Source organism: Bacillus sp. GB_SG_008 (assembly GCF_052038115.1).
Classification (GTDB): Bacteria; Bacillota; Bacilli; order Bacillales; family Bacillaceae_G; genus Bacillus_A; species Bacillus_A rhizoplanae.
This window is the reverse complement of record NZ_JBPZSK010000001.1, coordinates 672750-690451: the sequence shown is the minus strand read 5'-3', so window position 1 is coordinate 690451 and position 17702 is coordinate 672750. Positions and strand designations below refer to the sequence as shown.

23 protein-coding genes are annotated in these 17702 nt (G+C 36.0%); 5 read left to right on the top strand and 18 right to left on the bottom strand.

Annotated features, from left to right (window positions below):
- Positions 1-161: 161 nt before the first annotated feature.
- Positions 162-1010 carry a glucose PTS transporter transcription antiterminator GlcT gene (glcT, locus tag ACTDJC_RS03535; protein WP_440602662.1) on the bottom strand — a complete coding sequence of 283 codons (849 nt, stop codon included), beginning with the start codon at positions 1008-1010 and terminating at the stop codon, positions 162-164.
- Positions 1011-1175: 165 nt separating this feature from the next.
- On the opposite strand from glcT, the gene ACTDJC_RS03530 reads away from it, so the two are divergent.
- Positions 1176-1994 carry an HAD family hydrolase gene (locus tag ACTDJC_RS03530; protein WP_440602661.1) on the top strand — a complete coding sequence of 273 codons (819 nt, stop codon included), beginning with the start codon at positions 1176-1178 and terminating at the stop codon, positions 1992-1994.
- 127 nt (positions 1995-2121) lie between these two features.
- On the opposite strand, the gene phnF is transcribed toward ACTDJC_RS03530, so the two are convergent.
- The 3 genes from phnF to nagA are packed head-to-tail and all read right to left on the bottom strand — an operon-like array spanning position 2122 to position 4714.
- Positions 2122-2853, bottom strand: a complete 732-nt coding sequence (gene phnF, locus ACTDJC_RS03525; RefSeq protein ID WP_098310503.1) for a phosphonate metabolism transcriptional regulator PhnF — start codon at positions 2851-2853, stop codon at positions 2122-2124.
- Complete coding sequence (locus tag ACTDJC_RS03520; RefSeq protein WP_440602660.1) at positions 2783-3571, bottom strand: glucosamine-6-phosphate deaminase; 789 nt, start codon at positions 3569-3571, stop codon at positions 2783-2785. Before ACTDJC_RS03520 ends, phnF begins: the two co-directional genes overlap by 71 nt.
- Positions 3572-4714 carry an N-acetylglucosamine-6-phosphate deacetylase gene (gene nagA, locus ACTDJC_RS03515; protein ID WP_440602777.1) on the bottom strand — a complete coding sequence of 381 codons (1143 nt, stop codon included), beginning with the start codon at positions 4712-4714 and terminating at the stop codon, positions 3572-3574.
- A gap of 189 nt (positions 4715-4903) precedes the next feature.
- Here nagA and ACTDJC_RS03510 point away from each other — a divergent pair, with 189 nt between their 5' ends.
- Positions 4904-5380 (top strand): hypothetical protein, encoded by a 477-nt coding sequence (locus ACTDJC_RS03510; protein ID WP_440602659.1) that lies wholly within the window; start codon positions 4904-4906, stop codon positions 5378-5380.
- A 58-nt stretch (positions 5381-5438) separates the two neighbouring features.
- On the opposite strand, the gene ACTDJC_RS03505 is transcribed toward ACTDJC_RS03510, so the two are convergent.
- From ACTDJC_RS03505 to ACTDJC_RS03495, 3 genes are all read right to left on the bottom strand, one after another.
- Positions 5439-6341 (bottom strand): ComEC/Rec2 family competence protein, encoded by a 903-nt coding sequence (locus ACTDJC_RS03505; protein WP_098310500.1) that lies wholly within the window; start codon positions 6339-6341, stop codon positions 5439-5441.
- 77 nt (positions 6342-6418) lie between these two features.
- The gene (gene scpB, locus ACTDJC_RS03500) at positions 6419-6991 is read right to left on the bottom strand and encodes an SMC-Scp complex subunit ScpB (RefSeq protein WP_230573286.1); all 573 of its coding nucleotides are present in this window, start codon (positions 6989-6991) and stop codon (positions 6419-6421) included.
- A gap of 88 nt (positions 6992-7079) precedes the next feature.
- The gene (locus ACTDJC_RS03495; RefSeq protein ID WP_098310498.1) at positions 7080-7811 is read right to left on the bottom strand and encodes a segregation/condensation protein A; all 732 of its coding nucleotides are present in this window, start codon (positions 7809-7811) and stop codon (positions 7080-7082) included.
- Positions 7812-7983: 172 nt separating this feature from the next.
- Here ACTDJC_RS03495 and ACTDJC_RS03490 point away from each other — a divergent pair, with 172 nt between their 5' ends.
- Positions 7984-8079, top strand: coding sequence for a YjcZ family sporulation protein (locus ACTDJC_RS03490; RefSeq protein ID WP_098310497.1), 96 nt, complete (start codon positions 7984-7986; stop codon positions 8077-8079).
- A gap of 88 nt (positions 8080-8167) precedes the next feature.
- On the top strand, positions 8168-8686 hold the full coding sequence (locus tag ACTDJC_RS03485; RefSeq protein ID WP_253630324.1) for a DUF309 domain-containing protein: 519 nt from the start codon (positions 8168-8170) through the stop codon (positions 8684-8686).
- 17 nt (positions 8687-8703) lie between these two features.
- Here the strand turns inward: ACTDJC_RS03485 and ACTDJC_RS03480 are convergent, their stop codons facing one another.
- The 3 genes from ACTDJC_RS03480 to ACTDJC_RS03470 all read right to left on the bottom strand — a co-directional run bounded on the left by ACTDJC_RS03480 (position 8704) and on the right by ACTDJC_RS03470 (position 10436).
- Positions 8704-9069, bottom strand: coding sequence for a GNAT family N-acetyltransferase (locus ACTDJC_RS03480; RefSeq protein WP_440602658.1), 366 nt, complete (start codon positions 9067-9069; stop codon positions 8704-8706).
- Positions 9070-9541: 472 nt separating this feature from the next.
- Complete coding sequence (locus tag ACTDJC_RS03475; RefSeq protein ID WP_098310703.1) at positions 9542-9979, bottom strand: peptidylprolyl isomerase; 438 nt, start codon at positions 9977-9979, stop codon at positions 9542-9544.
- Positions 9980-10160: 181 nt separating this feature from the next.
- Positions 10161-10436: an NUDIX domain-containing protein gene (locus tag ACTDJC_RS03470; RefSeq protein WP_440602657.1), complete on the bottom strand. Its 276-nt coding sequence runs from the start codon at positions 10434-10436 to the stop codon at positions 10161-10163.
- A 465-nt stretch (positions 10437-10901) separates the two neighbouring features.
- On the opposite strand from ACTDJC_RS03470, the gene ACTDJC_RS03465 reads away from it, so the two are divergent.
- Complete coding sequence (locus ACTDJC_RS03465; RefSeq protein WP_440602656.1) at positions 10902-11768, top strand: DUF1002 domain-containing protein; 867 nt, start codon at positions 10902-10904, stop codon at positions 11766-11768.
- 28 nt (positions 11769-11796) lie between these two features.
- Here the strand turns inward: ACTDJC_RS03465 and ACTDJC_RS03460 are convergent, their stop codons facing one another.
- The 8 genes from ACTDJC_RS03460 to ACTDJC_RS03425 all read right to left on the bottom strand — a co-directional run bounded on the left by ACTDJC_RS03460 (position 11797) and on the right by ACTDJC_RS03425 (position 17702).
- Positions 11797-12582 (bottom strand): Cof-type HAD-IIB family hydrolase, encoded by a 786-nt coding sequence (locus ACTDJC_RS03460; RefSeq protein ID WP_440602655.1) that lies wholly within the window; start codon positions 12580-12582, stop codon positions 11797-11799.
- Positions 12583-12693: 111 nt separating this feature from the next.
- Complete coding sequence (locus tag ACTDJC_RS03455) at positions 12694-14166, bottom strand: spore germination protein (RefSeq protein ID WP_440602654.1); 1473 nt, start codon at positions 14164-14166, stop codon at positions 12694-12696.
- Entirely contained in the window at positions 14144-14722 is a 579-nt protein-coding gene (locus ACTDJC_RS03450) for a stage V sporulation protein AE (protein WP_098310698.1), read from the bottom strand. Before ACTDJC_RS03450 ends, ACTDJC_RS03455 begins: the two co-directional genes overlap by 23 nt.
- Positions 14723-14727: 5 nt before the next feature.
- Positions 14728-15078, bottom strand: a complete 351-nt coding sequence (gene spoVAE / locus ACTDJC_RS03445) for a stage V sporulation protein AE (protein WP_098310697.1) — start codon at positions 15076-15078, stop codon at positions 14728-14730.
- A 3-nt stretch (positions 15079-15081) separates the two neighbouring features.
- Positions 15082-16095, bottom strand: a complete 1014-nt coding sequence (gene spoVAD, locus ACTDJC_RS03440; RefSeq protein ID WP_440602653.1) for a stage V sporulation protein AD — start codon at positions 16093-16095, stop codon at positions 15082-15084.
- A gap of 104 nt (positions 16096-16199) precedes the next feature.
- On the bottom strand, positions 16200-16661 hold the full coding sequence (gene spoVAC / locus ACTDJC_RS03435) for a stage V sporulation protein AC (RefSeq protein WP_253630331.1): 462 nt from the start codon (positions 16659-16661) through the stop codon (positions 16200-16202).
- An 11-nt stretch (positions 16662-16672) separates the two neighbouring features.
- On the bottom strand, positions 16673-17089 hold the full coding sequence (locus tag ACTDJC_RS03430; protein ID WP_440602652.1) for a stage V sporulation protein AB: 417 nt from the start codon (positions 17087-17089) through the stop codon (positions 16673-16675).
- The gene (locus tag ACTDJC_RS03425) at positions 17082-17702 is read right to left on the bottom strand and encodes a stage V sporulation protein AA (RefSeq protein WP_440602651.1); all 621 of its coding nucleotides are present in this window, start codon (positions 17700-17702) and stop codon (positions 17082-17084) included. Before ACTDJC_RS03425 ends, ACTDJC_RS03430 begins: the two co-directional genes overlap by 8 nt.

The following is a 17702-nucleotide window of genomic DNA, read 5'->3' as shown; positions in this document are numbered from 1 at the left end:
ATGAAATAAGTGCGATATTCAATTCACGCAAACGTTTCCGTTTATCGATGTGCAACATTTGTCGAAAATAATAACTTTCTGTAAGATTATTATACATAAGTCATGTAAGCGATTCAACAACTTTTTTTAACGTTTACATTTTCGACAAAATCAAACAATTTCTACATTTCTTCTACCTTCACTAAACGCTGTAAGTGCATCGTTAAATAAATCGATTCTGCTTCATACACAGGCAGTTGCAATTGATTTTGCATTACTTTAACAAGTTTCCATGCCAAATTATAGCACTCTGGAAATTCAGCTTTTAAAAGGTCTGCAAAATGTTGTGATTCTTCCACTTGTTCACCATTTTTCACACGTTCAATCGTATATTGCAAATGCCGAACAAGACGTAAATAATAAATGCTCTCTTTGTCTAACACGATCTGTAAATTTTCTTCAATTAAAGAGATGAGATGAGCAATCAATCTAGAATTTTGATTAATAGAAGACACCTCAGAGTTTGTAATAGAGCTATAAATATGCAATGCGATAAATCCAATCTCGCCTTCTGGAAGATGGATATTTAAGCGAGAGTTAATTAATTCTACAACTTCCTCTGCAATTTTATATTCATTTGGATACAGTACTTTCGTTTCCACTAAAAATGGATTGTCTACTGTAAATCCTTGCTTTAATCGCTTAATTGCAAAAGCAATATGATCCGTTAAAGCAATATGAATATGCTCATTTAACGGTGTATCTACTCGATCTTGAATATAAAACATAAGATCATTCATTAATTCTATTAACTTCTCGCTCACATGCGGAACAAGAAGTTTATATTGTTCACGCTCACGTTCATTTGTTAACACAAACATTTTTTCAATCTGTTCTACTTGTAACATTTCTTTTGCTTTTTTGCCAAACCCAATTCCCTTTCCAATGACAACTACTTCTTCATGTTCTGGATGGGCAGCAATAATAACATTATTATTTAAAACTTTTTTAATTTCGAGACAATTATTCATACAACACCACCCTTGCGCGTAAAAAGGTCTTCTTTCATGTTACAGAACAACCTTATTTTTCGTCAATGTAAAACATCTACCATTTTGAAAATGTCGTTTTTTAGACATGATTGTATGAGATGCGTATAATGTAAAGATATATGTCTAGTAGAAAGGAGCAACACCATGATTAAAATGTTCATAAGCGATATTGATGGCACAATGATGCAACACGGAGGTGTAATCGATGAACAAGATATAGATGCACTGCGTAGCCTTGCTGATCAAAATATAATCCTTTGTTTCGCTTCTGGAAGACTTGATAATGAAATTGCCGAGTTAATGGACAAAGTTGACATGAACTTTCATCGTATTAGTGTGAATGGTGTATTTGTATATACACACGAAAATAAACAATTGTTATCAGCAACATTTGATTCTACTATTTTACCAGAGCTGTTGTCTATAACAAATAAAGAACCATTCTTTCGTTATGTAAGTGATGAATATAATTATTATATTGAGGAAAAAACACCGTTTATTCACGAGCTCGAAAAGCAAGTAAAAATGACTTCCGTTGCAGAACCAAATTTACTCAAAAAAATCGATAAAACAATTTTCCCAAATAAAATTTCAGTTGGGGGTACCAAAGAAGATTTAGTTACTCTTCAAAAGAAAATTGATGAAAACTTTAAAGGGAAAGTAAGCACCTTTATTTCTGCCGAGCAGTGTTTAGATGTTATGCCACCTAACATTAGTAAAGGTTCTGCTATTTCTGTCTTATTAGAGGAATTTAACATTCAGCCTAACGAAATAGCTTGTATTGGTGATTCCTACAATGATATCCCAATGTTTGCTTTAACACCTCATAGCTTTGCGATGGCAGGTGCAGATGATGAAGTCAGACAACACGCAACTCATACTGTTCCTTCTGTTAAAGATGCGATTGAATATGTTCTTCATTATAATAATGAAGGATATAAAAATACGACTCACTCCTTATAAGGATGAGTCGTATTTTTATCCCGCTATTTGCGGGCAATAAAAGCCCGATTGGTGAGAGCTTTCCATTAGTGCGGGATGCCCCATTGGTGGAAGTTTCACTTTATTTCACTACATAAAACATTATGTTTTACTTATTGCGTGAAATATTTGTAATAAACTTATAACGATCTCCTCTGTAAATACACTTTACGTATTCCAGCGGCAACTCACCTTCTGCATACGACCATTGTCTCATTACAAGCACAGGTGCTTTCTTCGGAATATGAAGATGCGCAGCCTCTTCATCCGTTGCAATAGATGCTTCAATAGATTGCGTAGCACGAACTAGCTTAAAGCCTAGTTTTTTTTCTAAGTGCTCATACAATGATTGCTGCAAAATTTCTTCATTAATATCTTTTACAAGAGATGGTGACAAATACGTTGTCTCAAACGCAATTGGTTCCTCGTCAGCTAAGCGAATACGTCTCACTTCGTAAACTGATTCTCCCTCTTGAATTCTAAGCCTGTCTGCTACTTTAGCAGTAGCCGGAACAAGTTGAAAGCTTAATAGCGCACTACTAGGTTTCATTCCACGAGAGAGCATATCCTCCGTAAATCCAGTCATGCCTTGTAACTTTTGTTCAACTTTCGGAAGTTGTACAAAAGTTCCAATTCCACGCTTTCGATATAAATATCCTTGTTCAACTAAATTATTAATTGCCTGTCTGATTGTCATTCGACTTACTTCAAACTTATCACATAATTCATTTTCAGATGGAATTTTATCTCCCGGCTTCCATTCACCGTCTTCAATTAGTTGCTTCACCCACTCTTGAATCTGATAATAGATCGGAAATGGTGAATACTTGTCGATGTTCATCAGCAATCGCCTCACTGCATAAAGATAGAGCTTCTTGATCTGCGATTACGGTTACATTTGGATGACGTTGTAAAACTGTAGCCGGACAACCTTCGTTTACGTTCCCTTGTAGCATTTCCTTAATCGCTTCTGCTTTTTTCAAGCCAGAAACAACAAGTAAAATTTGTTTCGCTTTCATAATGCTACCGATTCCCATTGTAATTGCATGAGTTGGCACATCTTCTTCTTTTTCGAAGAAACGACGGTTTGCTTGACGGGTAGATTCTGTTAACTCAACAATGTTAGTTACAGAATCAAATGGTGTTCCCGGCTCATTAAATCCGATGTGACCGTTTTCACCGATTCCAAGAATTTGCAAATCAACTGGATTGGCATCAATAATGCTTTCATAACGTTTACATTCCTCTTGTAAATCGCCTGCCATTCCATTTGGTACATAAGTTTCTTTAAATGGAAGATGATCAAACAACTGTTCTTGCATAAAGTAATGATAGCTGTTTTTGTCTTCATGTGGTAAATTTACGTACTCATCTAAGTTTACAGTGGTTACACAGCTTGTATCAAGTTTATTTTTTCTCATTAATGCGTAAATTCCCAATGGAGAGCTTCCTGTAGCCATTCCTAGCACTGGACTTTCTTTTGATTTTACAATTTGTTCAATTAATTTATAACCTGCTTCCGCTAATGCTTCTGGAGTTTTTACAACAACGATATTCATTTATTTCCCCTCTTTCATATGAGCTCCTAATCGAACTGTATCTTGTACATATAAATCTTTAGACATAATAACAAAATCCGCATTTTTTCCTGTTTCTAAAGCACCCTTATTTACTAATCCAAATTCTTCAGCTTGATTAATTGATGTCATAAGAACTGCTTCTTCAACAGAACATCCAGTAAACGCAATCACGTTACGAAACGCTTGATCCATCGTTAAAATGCTGCCTGCTAATGTGCCATCTTCTAATCGCGCACTGCCATTTTTTACAATAACCGGTTGTCCACCAAGTTCATATAATCCATCTGCTAATCCTTTTGCACGCATCGCATCTGTAATGACACTCACTTTTTTAGGTCCTTTTAATTTATATGCCAATTTCACCATATCCGGATGAATATGAATACCATCTGTAATCACTTCAACCATTACATCTGGGTTTAATAACACATGACCAACTACACCCGGCTCACGATGATGCAAACCACGCATTTGATTATAAAGGTGAGTTGCATGTGTAATATTTCTACCTGTTAATTGCTCATCAGTTGCATCTGTATGTCCGATCGTACCGATAACCCCAGTTTCCGCGAGGTATTGTTCAAACTCACGCGCACCTTCTTCTTCAGGAGCATATGTTACCAGTTTAATTAAATTTCCGCTTGCTTCTTGCCATTGTTTAAATTGTTCAATATTTGCAGGAACAATGTACTCAAGCGGCTGTGCACCTGCACGTTTTTTTGAAACGTACGGGCCTTCTAAATGAATATATTCAAAATGCGCACCTTTTCCCTTCGCTTTTTTTGCAGCACTTAGAGCCGCTTCAATTGCTTCAGGAGACTGTGTCATTGTTGTTGGAAAAAAAGTTGTAACTCCTTCTTGTAACATCTGTTTGCCGAGAGTTACTAATCCGTCGCTATTTGCATCCATTGCATCAATATTGTATCCACCGTGAATATGAATATCAATCATTCCTGGAATTACAAGATTCCCTTTTATATCATGAATCTCTTCATTTTCTTTTGGTACATACTGAGCCATCAATCCCAGTTCTTGAATTTGATCTGTGTAACGAATAAAACCGTTTTCTAGCACTTCATGACCTGTATAAATTTTGGCATTGATGACAACTTGCGTTTTCATTTCCATCGTCCTTTCCCATATAATACTACTTGTATTATTACCTATTTGCCTATTTTCATCATAATATATACACGAGTAGTTGTCTATACATTATAGGTAAATTTTTAATATAGGAAAAAGGTAATTTCTTTTTCTTCTCTAATTATAATATATAGTATTATTTATTCAAAAGGAGAGATTAACAATTTTATGAAAAAGTCAACAATTATTTCATGTATTATCTTTGTAACAGTAGTTCTGATTGGCTCTGGGTCTTATTATATGATGACGAAAATGAATATATCTAAACAAGTTACATCACCTCCAGAACCTCCAAAAGATGCACAAACTGCAGCTATTTACAAATCAATTCACGAACAGCATGAATTGCTAAACAAGTTGGTCTGCTATGATCAATATAAAAACTGGACCCCTTCCTCTTCTTTATGGACTGAGCATGATGCTGCTTTAAAACAAATTGAAGAACAATTCTTGCAGTACACACCGGCAGTTGAAGGGGCTTTACAAAAAGACTTCCAAAATATTGTTGCTTACACGAAACAAGCTCGTGAAGAAAGAAGAGCAACTACACTTGTAGAAATACATCGTATTATGCATGATTTAGATATTTTATTGAACGGATATCAAGAAAAGCTTTGGAACGCTACTGTATATAAACGTAATTAACTATATTTGTAATTTCAGCAGCTTATATATCTCAATGCTGAAATGAGATATACTTACACTATTTTAACAACGGTAAAGGTAACTGATGCTGAATAACAATACGCTCACCATCTGTCTCAATTTCAACATCATGTTTTACGGTAGTATATACGGCGATACCATGCCGATATAATCGTTTCATCACACTTCGATGTGGATGACCATATGGATTCTTTTTATCATATGAGATAACAGCAAACTGCGGTGCAACAGCTGTTATAAACTTTTCACTCGTTGATGTATACGAGCCATGATGACCAACTTTTAATACATCTGCATGCATATCATATTGTTTTATCATTTCTTCTTCTGTATGTGTATCTGCATCTCCCATAAATAAAAAATCAGCCTTACCATAACGAATTTTCAATACAATAGACGATTCGTTATTTTCTCGTTTCGCTTTCCCATCGTTTAACACTTGAATAGAAATATGAGGGTCCAGAGGGATATATTGCCCTTCTTTTACACTTAAAAACGGCACTCCTCTTTTTTTAATACTTCTTATGTACGTGTGATATGTAAATGAACTATATAGTTTCCCACTATCTAACACAAGTGAAACCGGCATTTGTTCAATAATTGGAATTAGTCCCCCGATATGATCCATGTCAGGATGTGTGCTAATGACAACATCTAAGCGTTTAATCCCTTTTTTAATTAATGTATCAATAATAGGCTCCCCAGCTTCATACGGTCCACCATCAATTAAAATTGTTTTCCCGTTCGGTAAAGAAATAATTGTTGCATCTCCTTGCCCAACTCTTAAAAAATTTACAGTCATCTTACCTAAGTGCGTACGTTGACTTGAAAAGGAAGAAACCGTATGTATAGAAGTATGCTGACGTATAGGGGATGCACTATTTAAAGTTATACATAATACAATTGAAAATAGAAAAAGAGCGATACGCACATCTTTCATACACCTTCTCCTTTTTCTATTTAGTATGACGCAGCTTTCATTTCATATACAAAAAAGCTTGGCAAAATGCCAAGCTTTTACTTCGAAATTTCTTGTAGAGAACCAAAGAATAAATCCGCTTCATTCATTCCTTCGCCTTCTTCTGACAGAGCAGGTAATTCATCTAATGTTTGTAATGCAAATGTATCTAAAAATTCTTTTGTTGTGCCGTATAAAATGGGACGTCCTGGCCCTTCTACACGCCCTACTTCTTTAATTAACAAGTGAGAAACAAGCGTTTGCAAAGCGCGATCTGTTTTCACACCGCGAATCTCCTCGATTTCCGTTCTCGTAATTGGCTGGCGATAAGCAACAATTGCTAATGTTTCTAATGCTGCTTGCGATAAAGATGTAGCTGTTGGTGCATCCATCAATTTTTGATAATACGAGGCATGTTCTTTTTTCGTTGTAAAACGATACACCTTTGCAAATTGAACAATTTGCAAACCTCGGTGCAATTGCTCATATTCTGTCTGTAGTTCCTCTACAAGCTTTATTACAGCTTTCACTTCTATCTCTAACACTTTTGAGATTTGTTCCGGATAAATCCCTTCATCCCCTGCTACAAACAGCAGCCCTTCTATAACTGCCTTTTGTTCTTGTCTATCCAACGATAAAAGCTCCTTTCTCACATTCTTTGTATCCCTATACGTCATAAAGACCGAACAACAATATATTGCGTTCGGTCAAACAGTACAACTATGGTTTCAATAAAAAGATTTCATCAAAATTATGCTCTTGTTCAATGACAATTTGCTGATGTTTCATAAGCTCTAAAATTGCTAAAAATGTAACAACAACCATTTCCCGGTCATCATCTGCAAATAAATCATAAAAACTTTGACGACCTCCTGCCATTTCTAATTGTTTTAAAACATCACCCATTCGTTGTTCAATTGGAATTTCTTGCCGAGCAACTGTAGCTGTTACCGGACGTTGTATTTTCTTTCGACGCATTAGCTTTTGAAATGCTGCCAGCATATCATATAGCGTAACATCAATCGGCAGCTTTTCATCTTCCTCTTTTTGAAACATCATAAAATCAAGAGGAGGACGTGTATATAGCTGTGCTCGTTCTTGCTCTTTTTCTTTTAATTGGGTAGCAACTTGCTTATATTTCTTATACTCAATTAGACGTTCCATTAACTCTTGCCGAGGATCTTCTATAAATTCTTCACTGCTATCCTGTACATCTTCTTCATGCTTTGGAAGCAACATTTTACTTTTAATTTGTAATAGCGTCGCAGCCATAACTAAATATTCACTTGCAACATCAAGCTGTAATTCTTTCATCGCATGGATATATGATAAATATTGTTCTGTAATTTCCGCTACAGGAATGTTATATATATCAATTTCATAACGATTAATTAGATGTAATAACAAATCTAAAGGGCCTTCAAATGCCTCAACTTTAAAATTATATTGCACAAATCATCCCACCACATTTTTTCTGTCACTCCATAAGTATAGAGCATACTTCATACACTATCCAACCTTTTTCAAAAATTTAATCAAAAATAGACGTATACCTAGGCCACAATGCCTATCCCGTTCATATGATAGCAGTGTAATGAGTACACATTGTAGGAGGTTACAAACTATGGTACATGGTGCTGGAGGTTTCCACGGCGGATTCGCTCTGCTGGTTGTGTTGTTTATTTTATTAATTATTGTCGGCGCAGCTTGCTTCTGCTAACTGACATAAAGCGACTAGAACAACCTCTAGTCGCTTTATATTTATGATACACTATATATGCACGCTGCTTAGAATAGGAGTGAAAAACATGTATCATGAAGCATACATACAGTTTTTAATTCATTTTCATAGTGATTACGACTACTTTGAATGTCACGAAATTTTAGAAGAACATTGGAAAACAAAACCACGCGGGGAACGCGAACAACATTGGGTAGGACTTATTCAAATTGCTGTCGCTTTATATCACCATAGACGTTGTAATTGGAATGGTGCCGAGCGAATGATGAAAAGTGCACTATTCATTTTGCAAAATGAAAAACAGCACATAGAGGCGTTAAGTTTAGACTACCCAAAACTATTATTACTCCTTCAGGAACGACTGCACATCATTCAAAATCATGAGTCTTATACAGTACTATTTCTTCCTTTTTCTGATCCGAATCTAGAAGACATATGCATGCAATTATGTAAAAACAAAGGACTTCCTTGGAAAGATACTTCTTCTACTCCAAGTGCGGATATTATTCATAAACATTCTCACCGCAATCGTGAAGATGTGATTAACGAGCGAAATATACAATTACAAAAAAGAAAGCAGAGATAATATTATCTCTGCTTTTATTAATGCACATTATGTTCAACTTCTTTGCATTTCTCACAAAATCTAGAAGTTTGTTCGTTTCCGCATACCGTAACATTCGGCAGCATTGTTTGTAATTCTTGTACCATTTTTGTTCCAATTCCCACATGACGATGCGAAGGATTCACACTAATATGCTGAATTTCTAATACACTTTCATCTTGTTTTACCGTCCCAATAATTCCAACAATAGCATCGTCTTCTTTCCATAAATAGAGCTGCCAATTATCATTTTTTTCATAATCCTTCATCGTTGCTTGTAATCGTTTTATATCTTTTTCCATTGGCATAAAAGACAGAAGTCCCATCGCAATTTTTTCATAACTTTTTTTAAAACGAATTAACATGAAATTTATCCCTTCTTACAAAAGTTACAAATCATATATCCCCTCAACCAGCATTTTAAATCTTACATCATATCTATTTTACAATATTTCTAATTAGCTGAGAAGATTTGCCCCAAAAAACAACTTTATAATCATACAAAGAGGGAAAGAGGAAGTCAAATATGGATATTCTATTTATATTATGCCACTAGCATAATATTGTTTGTATCTAGCCTAAATGGCATATAAAGTGAAACTTCCATCAATGTTTTTTCATCCCCCACTGATGGAAAACTCTCACCAATCGAGGTATGCTAGCAGTAATCCTCCACCTACCTTCTTTATTTTCTCAGAATCTTGAGGTAGATGTTTACTGCCTGCAAATAACGAAATAAAAGATACGTAAATTCTCCTATATATATCTTTTACTGCTCTTCACTTACAAATTCTTTTTTAAATAAAAAAAGAGAGCATTTTGCTCTCTTTTCACATTTTACTCTTCCCAAACCTTAACTTCTTTCATAACATCGCCTTGACGCATATTTAATACTGTCTCAATACCACTTGTTGCCTTACCGAATACAGTGTGAACACCGTCTAAATGCGGTTGTGGTTCATGTACAACAAAGAACTGGCTTCCTCCAGTATTTCTTCCTGCATGTGCCATAGAAAGTGCGCCTACACCGTGTTTATGAGGGTTGCCATCTGTTTCACAAGGAATGCTGTAGCCAGGACCGCCTGCTCCTGTTCCTGTTGGATCGCCACCTTGGCTTACAAAACCAGGAATTACTCTGTGGAAAGTAACCCCATTATAAAAACCTTCATTTGCTAGTTTTTTAAAGTTATCTACTGTTTTTGGTGCTTCTTCTGGGAAAAATTCTAATTCGATTTTTTCACCGTTTTCCATTAATATGTATCCTAAAGTTTTCATGTATAATAAGCTCCTTTCAACAATCTCAGCCTTATATTACCACAATCACTGTAATAAACAAAAATATTATTGCAAAAACCTTGTTAAATTTAGTATGTTACTTCCTCAAGCCAATGCACAGGTTCATTTTTATTCTGTTCAATAATTTTCATAACCCCTTCTGGATATATTGGCGTTGCTTTCATTTTACTAATTTCTTCCACTTTAACATACTGTCAGAATGCTCTTTATGCCATCTTACTGCCTGCTCATCTTCTTTAACAGTACACCAATACAATAACGTACAATGATGATATTTTTGATTATCTGCCTCAAAAATATCATCATTTACAGCCGCAAAACGCTCTGCTGTTACTTGTAAATCATATTCTTCCACAAACTCTCTTTCAATTGCCGCTGCAGCACTTTCTCCAAACTCAATCGACCCACCAGGCAAACGATAAAGTGAAACTTCCATCAGTGGGGGTTCTTCACCCCTACTGATGGTTAGTTGAACCAATCGGGCTCTTACGGGCAGTTATCTCCCACCTATCTTCTTTGCCTTCTCTGAATCTTGAGGTGGGTGTCTTACTGTCCGTTAGTGCGGGGTAAAACTCTTCGTTTGTATCACATTGAATCAATATACTTGTCCTATCACGATTAAAAATCAATGCTTCCGCCCTCAACAAAGGTCGCACTCTATCTCTTCCTTCCAAATAAATAATATGTTAAAAATATACTTCTCTATTTCAACACCAATACCTTCTTAATAAAGCGAAACCTCTATCAGCAAGGGCTTACTGCACACGAATAACGGAATAAAATCCGACAATCCTGCTGTTTCTTCCAGAAATCATTCTTAAGACGGATGACAAATACAAAAAATATACTATAATTACTTTGTTGCCCGAAAATTTCAGAAAGAGAAAGGGAGCGATTTTTCGTGAAAACGAAACTATTAACGCTGCTATTAGCTATGATGGTCTTTTTAATTCCAACAGCTTCATACGCAGACGTGATTGAGGGAGAGTCTATTGTTACATTAGGAGAAAATTTAACAGAACAGCAAAAACAACAGCTTCTTGAAGAAATGAAAGCGCCAAAAGATGCGCAAATTATTACGGTATCAAATGCGGAAGAACATAAATATTTAGATGGAGTTGTACCAAACGCACAAATCGGCACAAAAGCAATTTCTTCTTCTATGATTACGTATACAAAAAAAGGATCTGGTCTTGTTGTACAAGCGAATAATATTAATTGGGTAACAGATGCAATGTATACAAACGCATTAATTACAGCAGGTGTAAAAGATGCGAATATATACATTACAGCACCATTTAAAGTGTCAGGAACTGCAGCTTTAACAGGTTTAATGAAAGCTTACGAAACAACATCGAAAAAAGAAATTCCAGAAGAAGTAAAAAAAGTTGCAAACGAAGAAATGGTTCAAACCGCAAAACTTGGTGACCAAATCGGGAATGATAAAGCTGTACAACTTGTTGCAAACGTTAAAGAAGAAATAGCAAAAGAGCAGCCAAAAACAACAGAAGATTTACGTTCACTCATTACAAAGGTTGCAGATCAACTTGGAATTACATTAACTGATGAACAACTCAATAGTTTAGTAGCACTCTTTGACAAAATGAAAAACTTAAATATCGATTGGGATCAAGTTAGTAACCAATTAAATAAAGCGAAAGACCATGTTTCATCATTTCTAAGTTCCGACGAAGGTCAGGGCTTTTTAGAAAGTCTAAAAGGTGTATTCTCTAGCTTTATTGACTTTATTAAATCACTATTTAATTAAAAAAAGCTCGTCATTGACGAGCTTTTTTTTATGCTAACAACGGAAGTTTCATAATTGCTTCTTCTACAGAACGAACAACATGATTCGCTTTTCCTTTCACATATGGATGAGCATGATGCAACGTAAAAGAATGCGGCGTCACAGAAAACATTGAAACATCATTAAAGGAATCCCCAATGCACGCTACTTCATGTGCTTCTACTTGTAAATGTTCCATTAAAAGTTGCAGTGCACTTCCTTTACTAATTCCAACTGGCATAATATCCACATATCTCTTTCCCGAAATCACTACTTCTGCTTTTCCTTGAAACTTGTTTCGCAGCTCTTCATCTAACATTGTTATTTTTGCTTCTTCTCCATATACAAATAATTTTGCGGGATGAATAGTTTGTCCAAACTCTTCATCTAATGTCTCCACTTCTGCGATTTTCACTTGAATATATTCTTCAAACGTACGATGATGCTCATTTTTCTTTTTCGTATATCGATGCTCCTTCGCACATACAATATCCGCCATCTCTTTTTCATGTATATATTTATATATTTCCCGGGCAATCTCACGATTAAAAGTCGATTCGTGGAGCATTTCCCCTTCTTTCGTTAATAAGACCGCACCATTTAACCCTGTTGTATAATAAGGGAAAGCGAATTGCTTCACAGCATCATGAATACGATGAGTAAAACGGCCAGAAGCAAAACAAATATCCGTTCCTTTCTCTGCTAGCCAACATAATGCTTTTTCATCATCTCGACGAATCCGATTCACATTATAAACGAGTGTATCATCTAAATCGCTCACAAATAACTTAATCATGTAATCTCCCCTTCCATACAACATATGTACTTCTAGTGTACAAAAGAAATGTTATGTTTTTGTTAAAAATATATAAATTTATAATAAAAATGAGCAGAAGTTTCCTTCTGCTCATTTTTGTCGTCTTTTATCTTGTGGATGAACTATACTTGGACGCACTTTCAAATTAGGAATAGACGGTCGAATCAAAATTTTCACGAATGCTCCCCAATCAAATGGAAGAAACGGCCAAAGATACGGTGTTTGCAAACTTTTAGTCGATGCTAAAAATAACATTAATAATGTCATTCCAATAACAAATCCTATATCTCGAAATAAAGCTGTACATATAATAAGGAATAATTTACCGATTTTGTTCCCTAATCCTAATTCATAACTTGGTGTTGCAAATAATCCAATCATAGAAATGGCAGTATATAAAATAACTTCTGGTACAAATAGACCGACATCAATTGCTATTTGGCCAATTAATATAGCTGAAATTAACCCGGCTGCTGATGACAGTGGTGTTGGTGTATGGATAGATGCCAGTCGCAAAAATTCTAATCCTACTTCCGCTAAAATAATTTGCAAGAAAATTGGTAAATTTGTTGTTTTATTCGGTCCAATAAACGCAAGTTTTTCTGGCAATAAAGTAGGATCAAGTACAAACGTAAGCCAAAGTGGTAATAAAAACAGTGAAAATAATATTCCGAGAAATCGAGTCCAGCGTAAAAACGTTCCGACAGCTGGATTTTGCCGAAACTCCTCAGCATGCTGTACATGATGAAAATATGTTGTTGGTGTAATAATTGCGCTAGGGGAAGTATCTGTCAATAGTAAAACATGTCCTTCTAGCAAATGATTGGCAGCAACGTCTGGTCTTTCTGTATATCGAATAAGTGGAAAAGGATTATATCCTTGTTTAACAAGAAACTCCTCAATGGTTTTATCAGCCATCGTCACACCATCGATTTCAATACTTTCTAACTCTTGCTTTATTATTTTCACTAAGTCTGGATTCGCAATATCTTGTATATATGCGATACAAGTATCAGTTTTTGACCGCTCGCCTACCCGTATCATCTCATACCGCAAGCGAGGATCACGAATACGCCGCCGAATAAGAGCTGTATTCACAATAATATTTTCAACAAATCCATCGCGGGCACCTCTAACAACTTTTTCTGTATCCGGCTCTGTCGGAGTTCGTCCTGGATAGCTACGAACATCTATTACAAATGCTTCTGTTTCTCCCTCGATAAAAATAACGATTAAACCTGATAAAACTTGAAATATTACATCTTCCATCGTCTTTATTTTACTTACTTGCTGATGAATGAGACGATTTTCTAGCAGCTTTACAGTATTGTCTTCATACCTTTGTATTTCATTCGTATCAACAACTTCATCCAAAATATGTATAATGAAGTTCGAATCACTTAAACCGTTCACAAAAAAAACACCAATTTCTTTATCTAAAATTTGAAATTTACGAATTCCCACATCAAACGTAACGCCAAGCCCAACTGTTTGCTTTAAATAATTTTCATTATCGCTTAAAAATGAAGAAATTGGTATACTAGTCTTTTGTTTGTTGGTCATAAAACCCACTCCTTTCTAAAATTACTTGAATTGCTTTTTTTGTAATAGGTGATCCACGCTTCCAGTCATCATTTCCGTACATTTTTCCAATATCTCCAATTCCAACAATAATGGGGACATGTAGTTCATCTAAACAGTAAACGGTATCACCGTTAATCCTTCCTATTTCAACATCCGCTAACCCAAACTTATCAACACCATACTCAGTTAACCGTCCTTCTCGATCGATGCTTACATCAACGCGGGCCCATTCCCAATGATGCGTATTAGAAGCAACAGCTAACACGCCAAGTACGTCAATTTGTTTATTCGTTGCTACATATTTTAGTGCTTTTTCTCCTGAACCTTCTCCAATATATCCACTATCATCAAACATAACAAAAACTGGGTCATGTGGTGTTTGCATGATAAGCTCAACAATCTTTCTCCCTGTTAATTTCGTTGGATTACTTTGTGATGCCGAAATACATCGTCCCCCAAACTCCTTTGTCAGTAACTCGATTGTTCGCTGTGCATATTCATCTCCGTCTGTCACCAAAATAACCCTTCTTCTCATCTTGTTTATCCTTTCGGTTTAAAAATAAGTGCTGCTAAAAATGCAAATAAAATTGCTGCTGAAATTCCAACAGATGTTAACTTAAACATACCCATTCCAATCCCAAGATAACCATGCTTTTCTGCAGCTTCCATCGCACCATGTAATAAAGAATGACCAAAACTTGTAATAGGAACAGTCGCTCCTGCTCCAGCAAACTGAATTAATTTATCATAAATTCCAAATCCATCTAAAATAGCGCCAGCTACTACGAAGATTGCCATAACATGTGCAGGTGTTAATTTTGTGAAATCTAACAGTAGTTGTCCAATAACACAGATCGCACCTCCAACTACAAACGCATATATAAATTCCACATATTACACCCCTTTTATTCTTTCAAATACGATACCGTGTGCAATCGTTGGAATCGTTTCTTTTTGTTGAATCATAATCGGATTTAACAAGGCACCTGTTGCTACAACAAAAATCCGTTGTAAATTCCCCTTTCTCATTTCTTTCATTAAATGTCCATATGTCACAACTGCAGAGCAGGCACAGCCACTTCCCCCTGCAAATACTTGCTGGTCGTCTCTATAAATCATTAAACCGCAATCATTATAGACATTACCTATGTCATAGCCTTCATCTAACAAAAGTTGCCGCGTAATTGGTGTTCCGACTGCAGATAGGTCACCCGTCACAATCAAGTCATAATCTGCAGCACTTCTTTTTAAATCTTCAAAATGCTGTTGAATTGTATGGGCTGCAGCAGGCGCCATAGCAGATCCCATATCAAACGGATCTGTTATGCCTAAATCTTGAACTTTTCCAATGGTTGCTGATGTTACTTTAATTGAACTTCTTTCACGACTAATTAAAGCTGTACCAGCTCCTGTAACAGTAAACGTCGCTGTAGTTGGCCTTTGCCCTCCGTACTCTGTTGGATAACGAAATTGCCTTTCAGCAGTGGCATTATGACTACTAACTGTTGCTAATACACGATTTGCAAATCCACCATCAATAAATGCAGCCCCAACAGCTAGAGTCTCCATAGAAGTTGAACATGCTCCAAACATTCCTAGAAATGGAATCGAAAGCTCTCTAGCAACATAATTTGCCGTAACCGTTTGATTTAATAAATCTCCAGCTAAAAAAAAATCGATATCTGATGCTTGCAGTTTTTCTTTTCGCAATACTTGTTGAACTGAATCTCTCATTAATCGTCTTTCTGCTAGCTCCCAATTCTCTTCTCCACAATGCAAATCATCATATGTAATATCAAAACTATCTCCAAGCGGTCCCTCCGCTTCTTCCGGACCAACTGCCGTTCCTGTCGCATTCACATATACATCGTTTTGAAATACCCACGTTTGTTTCCCAGTTAATCTCATCTGTCTTCTCCTTTACTTACAAAAAGTGAAACTTCCCTTAGTGATTTCCCCCCTCACCTATCCTCTTCGTTTTCTCTGAATCTTAAGGTGAGAGATTACTGCCATTAGGGCGAGATAAACAGCTTCCATGTATACCGAATGAGACCTACAACATACGCTCCAACAACACCAAATACAATTACACTTCCAGCAATCTTGAACATATTAGTGGCAATCCCAAGAACAATCCCTTCACTGCGGTGTTCCATTGCTGCACTCACCATTGAATTTGCAAATCCAGTAACCGGGATTGCTGACCCTGCCCCTGCAAATTGTCCAAGTTTATCATATACACCAATCCCCGTTAAAATGGCCGACAATAATATTAATGTTGTGATTGCTGGATTTCCCGCATTTTTCTCCGTAAAATCAAAATAGTGTATGTACATCTTCATCAAAGCTTCACCTAATATACAAATAAGCCCTCCCACAACAAAAGCCTTGACGCAATTCATAACATAGTTAGGTTTTGATTGATACTTTTTCACGTTATTTGTATAATCATCTTTCAATTTTCGCGGTGTCATTTACATACCTCCTATTTCACAAAATAAATCCAATGAAATAAAGAACCTACCACCTTACCAAGAACAAGTGCGATAAGAAGAATAACAATTTTCCCATCCACCCCAACACGTTTTGCCAATATCGGAAGTACATTCAGCACTTCTGTTAAGGCAGCGGCAAGCATTCCAATAAATGTGCCACATAACAATCCAAGGAACAAAAGCCAATACGGTGAAACCACCAATGTGATATCGCGTAAACTGCACCATGCGCCGCTTAATGCACCGCTCACAACAGCCCATTCATAATATTGAACACGATGACCACTTTTCGTTAACTGAGCAAGCCTTGGAATCACACCTAATACAGTTAAAAATGCAACGTATCCTCCTCCAACAGCAATTCCACCAGCAAATCCAATAAAGATTACCCCGATATATTCAATCATTTGGGATTTTCTTTATCATTTCTTTATTTTCATTCATCATCACATATTGATCGAGAGATTGCTGGTATTGGAACATTTCAACTTCTAATGGGCTCGGCTCCTCATTAATGCGTTTTTGAAAAACATGATTAAAAAAAAGAATCATTCCAAGTCCAAGTCCTAACGAATATGGGATTTGAAATAAAAGTGGCTTTTTATTGTTTTCTCCTGTAATCATGTAATACAAGCGTTGATGTACTTGCTGCATACTAACGTCTTCATGAAAATAAATAATTGCAAGGGCAGCTCCCACAAATAGTAATAGCCAAACCATTCCAAAAAAAAATGGATTTACTCGTTTTTTCTCATATACGATTTCAACAATAGTTTGTGCTGAACCAAGCAAATTAATTTGTAAGCTGCTAGAATACTGTTGAATGCGCTGAATGACTTTCATCACATCAATTACCACATGCGTTTTATCTTTCTTTGTAATTTTGTATACAGCCTGTCGTTTTATTTCGTCTACAATGTCTGAATCTCCAACTACTTGTGCAACATCACCAACTTTAATCTCATAAGCAGGCGACACTTGCAGGCGACTTCTCATCTTTACATATATCGTTTTCTCCAC